This is a genomic window from Microcystis sp. M090S1, assembly GCF_020246295.1.
Classification (GTDB): domain Bacteria; phylum Cyanobacteriota; class Cyanobacteriia; order Cyanobacteriales; family Microcystaceae; genus Microcystis; species Microcystis aeruginosa.
In genome coordinates, this window is the sequence record NZ_JADBTF010000436.1 from 1 (window position 1) to 5,826 (window position 5,826).

At 42.7% G+C, this 5,826-nt stretch carries 4 protein-coding genes; 2 read left to right on the plus strand and 2 right to left on the minus strand.

Features of this window, described 5'->3' with window-relative positions; genetic code table 11:
- Positions 1–135: 135 nt before the first annotated feature.
- Positions 136–1,386, minus strand: coding sequence for a methionine adenosyltransferase (metK, locus tag IM477_RS19205; RefSeq protein WP_012267167.1), 1,251 nt, complete (start codon positions 1,384–1,386; stop codon positions 136–138).
- A gap of 326 nt (positions 1,387–1,712) precedes the next feature.
- On the opposite strand from metK, the gene pcrA reads away from it, so the two are divergent.
- Complete coding sequence (pcrA, locus tag IM477_RS19210) at positions 1,713–4,034, plus strand: DNA helicase PcrA (RefSeq protein WP_287733095.1); 2,322 nt, start codon at positions 1,713–1,715, stop codon at positions 4,032–4,034.
- 465 nt (positions 4,035–4,499) lie between these two features.
- A complete protein-coding gene (locus tag IM477_RS19215) occupies positions 4,500–4,934 on the plus strand; it encodes a CAAD domain-containing protein (RefSeq protein WP_287733096.1) in 435 nt (144 codons plus the stop codon).
- A gap of 584 nt (positions 4,935–5,518) precedes the next feature.
- Here IM477_RS19215 and IM477_RS19220 read toward each other — a convergent pair.
- The gene (locus tag IM477_RS19220) at positions 5,519–5,731 is read right to left on the minus strand and encodes a hypothetical protein (protein WP_287733097.1); all 213 of its coding nucleotides are present in this window, start codon (positions 5,729–5,731) and stop codon (positions 5,519–5,521) included.
- Positions 5,732–5,826: the final 95 nt, after the last annotated feature.

Sequence of the window (5,826 nt, forward strand, 5' to 3'; positions counted from 1 at the left end):
CACCCTACACCCTGCCCCCAGGAAAAACTTTTTGCCGCAAACCCTATGTAGCCTATACTCGACGGATTTAGTATAAAAAAGGAATAGAGCCTGAAACTCTACTCCTCAATCAAAAATTGCAGTTAATTTCTAACCCTATACTACCGCAGAAGTCAAAGCTTCTTTGAGGATAGCGGCTTTATCGGTTTGTTCCCAGGGTAAATCGAGATCATTGCGACCAAAATGACCATAAGCGGCCACATCTTGGTAAAAACGCTCGCCTCTTTCACTGGGTAAACCGCGCAGGTTAAAGGTTTGGATAATACCGGCCGGACGGAGTTCAAAGTATTTATTGATTAAGTCCAGAATCACATCATCAGCGACTTTACCGGTGCCAAAGGTTTCCACGAAGAGACTCACCGGACGAGCTACCCCAATCGCATAACCCACTTGAATCTCGCACTTATCGGCCAAACCAGCAGCGACGATATTTTTGGCCACATAACGGCAAGCATAGGCCGCGGAGCGATCGACTTTGGTAGGATCCTTACCGGAGAAAGCGCCGCCACCGTGACGAGAATAGCCACCGTAGGTATCGACGATAATTTTCCGTCCCGTTAATCCCGCGTCGCCTTGGGGTCCACCAATGACGAATTTTCCGGTGGGATTAACCAGATAACGGGTATTGGCATCGGGTTTAATCTCTAAATCGCTGAAGACCGGTTGTACTACCGCTTCCCAGAGATCACTTTTAATCTTTTGTTGGACGAGATCATTATCGGTGATATCGCCGATAGTAGCATCGTGTTGGGTAGAAACAAGGATAGTATCGATACCCACGGGACGACCATCTTCATAAATGACCGATACTTGCGTTTTACCGTCGGGACGCAGATAGGACAGTTCACCCGTTTTTCTGACTGCCGCTAAACGGCGAGCGATGCGGTGGGCTAAACTAATCGGTAAGGGCATAAATTCCGGGGTTTCATTGCAAGCGAAACCGAAGACAATACCCTGGTCTCCCGCACCAATTTTATCGAGTTCATCATTGCTGAGAAGTTCGCGATTTTCCTGAGCAGCCGTGACACCCTGGGAAATATCGGGAGATTGTTCGTCTAAAGCGACTAAAACGGTGCAACTATTCGAGGAAAAGCCGTTATCGGCGTTGATATAGCCGATTTCAGCGATTTTCTTGCGAACTAAATCGACGAAATGAACCTGTGCTTTCGAGGTGATTTCACCAGTAATCAAGACTAACCCTGTATTGACAACCACTTCAGCCGCTACACGACTGTGGTCATCTTGGGATAACAGAGCATCGAGAATAGTATCAGAAATCTGGTCACAAATTTTATCGGGATGTCCCTCTGTAACCGATTCGGAGGTGAACAAATAACGTTTAGACAAGTGATGTCCCTCACATAGTAGTACGTTTGAACGCAAAAAAGATTCCAAGAAATCTTTGATCATACAGTGTAACAGGGAATTTGTAGAGATCCAGTATTTTCAATAAGAAACCGCCCGAACATTGTTCGGACGGAGTGTGGTGTGAGGAGTGAACGGAAACTTTCGTCTCCGCTAATTCCATTGTAGATGACAACTTAGAATCTTGAACGATTTGAAAGAAACTAGCCCAAAAAATTTTTATCTCTTGAAGGGGTTGACTAATGCCCGATACCCGTCTCGATGATGTAGCCTGAGTAATAGCGGTCGCAGAGCTATATTGAAAAATTATGACAGTCACAGCCGATTATTTAGAACAACTCAATCCTTCCCAGCGCCTTGCTGTTGAGCATTTTTGCGGCCCTTTGTTGGTGGTTGCTGGAGCAGGATCGGGAAAAACTAGCGCTTTAACCTATCGTATCGCCCATTTGATCCGTCATCACGGGGTCGAGCCGGAAAATATTCTCGCAGTCACTTTTACCAATAAGGCGGCCCGGGAAATGAAAACGAGAATTGAAAAAACTTTTGCTCAACAAAAAGCACAGGAAAAATACGGTCAAAGATTAGAACTTTTAGAAGAATACGAACAGAAAAAACTCTTTTCTCAAGTTTATCGGAATTATACTAAAAAACTCTGGATTGGGACTTTTCACAGTCTTTGCGGTCGGATTTTGCGCTATGACATTAATAAATATCAGGATGAATATGGTCATAGTTGGCAAAGGAATTTCTCAATTATGGATGAATCGGATGCCCAGAGTTTGGTGAAAAATATCGTCACTAAACAGATGAATTTAGATGATAAAAAATTTGATGCTCGCAATCTGCGTTATGCGATTAGTAATGCCAAAAATTTAGGTTTAACTCCCACGGATTACGCCAGAGAAAACCCTCATTTTCGGGGAAAGGTCATTTCTGAGGTTTATCAGGCTTATCAGATGCAATTGGCACAAAATAATGCCCTAGATTTTGATGATTTAATACTGGTTCCAGTCCGTCTTTTTCAGCAAAATGAATCTATTCTCGGTTATTGGCATACGCAATTTAAGCATATTTTAGTCGATGAATACCAAGACACTAACCGGATTCAGTACGAGTTAATTCGGCTTTTGTCCACCAATGGTGAAACGAAAAAAAGTGAGTGGAATTGGACGGATCGATCGATTTTTGTGGTGGGTGATGCCGACCAATCTATCTATAGTTTTCGGATGGCAGATTTTACTATTCTGCTCAATTTTCAAGCGGACTTTGGCGATGGTTTACTCGATGATGATACTCGCACGATGGTGAAACTACAGGAAAACTATCGTTCACGGGAAAATATTCTGCAAGCGGCAAATAAGTTAATTGAAAAGAATAGTCAAAGAATCGATAAAGTCCTTGTTCCCACCAGAGAAGGAGGCGAGAGTATTTATGTTTTTAAAGCCAGAGATGAACAGGAAGAAGCAGCTTTTGTTATCGATAAAATTCGAGAATTTACTCAAGAAAACCCCGAATTAAATTGGGGTAGTTTTGCCATTCTCTACCGAATTAATGCCCAATCTCGCCCCTTTGAAGATGGGTTAATTCGCAATAATATCCCCTATAATATTGTCGGGGGATTTAAATTTTATGATCGACAGGAGATTAAAGATGCGATCGCTTATTTACGAGTGATTGCCAATCCTGCTGATACCGTTAGTTTACTGAGAATTATTAACACTCCCCGGCGCGGTATCGGTAAAACCACAATCGATAATTTGCTCAAAGCTGCCCAAGAATTAGGAGTACCTTTATGGGAAATTATCAGCGATGAAACTTCCGTTAATACTCTCGCCGGTCGTGCGACTAAAAGCATCAATAAGTTAGCTAAAATTATCCAAAACCTGCAAGAAAAAATCACCGATTTATCCGCTAGTGAAATCTTAGACCAAATCATGGAAGATTCGGGATATATCGATGAGTTAAAACAGCAGGGAACCGAGGAAGCTGATACCCGCATTGAGAATATTCAAGAATTGTATAGCGCCGTCGTACAATTCCAAGAAGAAAACGAAGAAACCAATCTCCAGGAATTTCTCGCTAGTGCTAGTTTAGCCTCGGATTTAGATAATCTTCAGGAAGGTCAAGAAAAAGTCTCGTTAATGACCCTTCATTCCGCCAAAGGTTTAGAGTTTCCTATCGTCTTTTTAGTCGGTTTAGAACAGGGCATTTTTCCCCATAATCGTAGTTTAAACGATCCCATTGCTCTTGAGGAAGAACGCCGTTTGTGTTATGTGGGAGTGACTCGGGCCAAGGAACAATTATTTTTAACCTACGCAAAAGAAAGATATGTCTGGGGGAATAAAGAGATGAAGGTAGCTTCCCAATTTTTGCAGGAATTGCCCCCAGAATTGCTCACAAGCAACCTGAAACCGAAAAAGACCCCAAAAGTGGTTGCGATGGAAAAAACTGTCTCCGATCAAAGAAAATGGGGCGTAGGCGATCGAGTGTTACACTCTACTTTTGGAGAAGGAGAAGTGACCCATATTCTCGGTGAGGGCAAAAAAATGAATCTAGCGGTCAAATTTTCGGGTTTAGGGCAGAAAATCATCGATCCTCGCACCGCACCCATGCAACTTATCCACGAATAGGTAATCATCTGTAGGGTGGGTTAGGCGAAAATAAGTTATACTCTGACTAAAAATTGAGTATTCGCCGTAACCCACCAGATCAGCACATAGGTAATCATCTGTAGGGTGGGTTAGGCGAAAATAAGTTATACTCTGACTAAAAATTGAGTATTCACCGTAACCCACCGGCTTTTTTCTCTCTATCTCCCCACTGATAACTGATTGCTGTTCACTGATAACTGACACCCCCTGATTCCTCAACTCCGATCGCTACCTGCTGTTAGAATAGAGAATTGCGGTCAGACTGACGATAAAATTGAGAAGCTAAATCCTTGATTCTTAATAGTTGTTGAGAAACTTTCCGCCTACTATCGCAATTATCCGATAATATGGGCAACAGCGAGTTAGTCTATTCAGTCTGTTAAAATTGACCCCCGTTGGTCGTATTCGCGCACTGTCTAACCTTAATGATGAGGATCAGTTAATATGGAATCAATGCAACCGACCGAGACCCAAAATCCGATTAGAACGGATTTACCCGGCTCTCTGAGCAAACCCAGCAGCAGCAGCACCGAACAGATTTGGTCTGAATATGTAGAACCAGTTTGGGATTCGGTGATGTCCTATCTGGCTAACGTCCCCGATTATATCGGTAGTTTCTTCTCTGGATACAAAAAACCTTTAATCGTTCTGGTGGCAATTTTAGCGAGTTTTGTCACCGTGAAAGTTACCCTAGCGGTTTTAGATGCGATCGATGATATTCCCCTCCTTGCTCCTATCCTACAATTAGTTGGGATCGTTTACACTGGTTGGTTTGTCTGGCGCTATCTGCTCAAAGATGAAAATCGTCGCGAGTTATTAGCCGAAATTGAGGCACTAAAAGCGCAAGTTTTTGGCAGTCACAATAACACTTTATCTTAAATGTCGGGGTGAAGACCCTCGGTTTTACCGACGGGATGAAACCCCGACCAGTATAGAAACAGCGAAGCACAACTAAAACTCTGCTGTTTTAAGATAATTTGTGCTAAAGTGAAAGCAAGCGGAAAGTCAGATGTGTAGTCGTGGCACGCGAACTGACCGTTGTAAAAAGGCTAGTGTCACCAACTCAAAAAGGTTGCCCCAATACCTCACTGCCCTCTAACAAAAAATATGGCATAGGTGGGAGATAAAAATAATCAAATAGGGTAGGGCATACCCGAATTTAAGCTTGGGGAGTAGTCCACAAGAGTGCTTGCCTTATAGGTGTAGTCGGACTAGACATGAAAATGTAAGACCAAAATTAGCATTGCTAGTAGAGGCAAGATTCAGCCCAAGAATCCCTCGATTTTACCGATGGGAGTGTCAAAGAATCAAGCATAGATAACCAAGGAGTTGAGTGTTTCCGCTCAACTCTTTTGTTTTTGCACAAGAGCTTATACTATAGCGTTTTTCAGTCTAGTGAGGTACAAAAGTTATGGGTTTTAGGCAAAAGGCAAGAGGCAAAAAGCAATAGGGAGAATAAATAATCAGTTTTTAATAACCAGATTTAATAGAGTTCTTGCATAATTAAGTTTTGAGAGGGCAAAAATGAGAAAAATAAGCATAAAATTGCCTAAAATCCCTAAATAGGGCTGGCTGAATAAATGTGAAATGTAGGCATGGTAAGGGTTTTGTGGCTTTTCTTGCGAAACAGGTGCAAGATTTTGAGAGAATCGTGCTTCAAAACCTTGCGTCTTCATCGGCCCGCGTCCTGTAGGGGCGAAGCATTCGGATAGAAAATCTACGGTTTCACCGATAGGTTATTGCCCGAATGCTTCGCCCCTACTTTTTCAGC